The sequence below is a fragment of the Salinicola sp. CPA57 genome, from assembly GCF_003206035.1.
Taxonomy (GTDB): domain Bacteria; phylum Pseudomonadota; class Gammaproteobacteria; order Pseudomonadales; family Halomonadaceae; genus Salinicola; species Salinicola socius.
Map to the genome: position 1 here is coordinate 1 of NZ_PZJR01000012.1, position 276 is coordinate 276.

Consider the following 276-nt stretch of genomic DNA (forward strand, 5'->3'; position numbering starts at 1 on the left):
CGTCCGGTGATCGGTGGCCCGCAGAGCGCCACCGTGGTCGGCCCCGCCAACGAAGAGATCCATACCGATCACCTCAACCGGGTCCGCGTCCAGTTCCACTGGGACCGCCAGGGTCAGAACGATGAGAATTCCAGCGTCTGGCTGCGGGTCTCCCAGCCCAACGCCGGCGCCGGCTGGGGTGGCGTGTTCGTCCCGCGCATCGGCCAGGAAGTGCTGGTCGACTTCCTCGAGGGCGACGCCGACCGGCCGCTGATCACCGGCCGGGTCTACAACGGC

The 276-nt window shown here is 69.2% G+C and carries 1 protein-coding gene; it reads left to right on the forward strand.

The annotated features are described in order from the left end of the window. The coding region (gene vgrG / locus DOM36_RS20495) for a type VI secretion system tip protein VgrG (RefSeq protein WP_157958661.1) at window positions 1–276 on the forward strand (276 nt) is incomplete at both ends.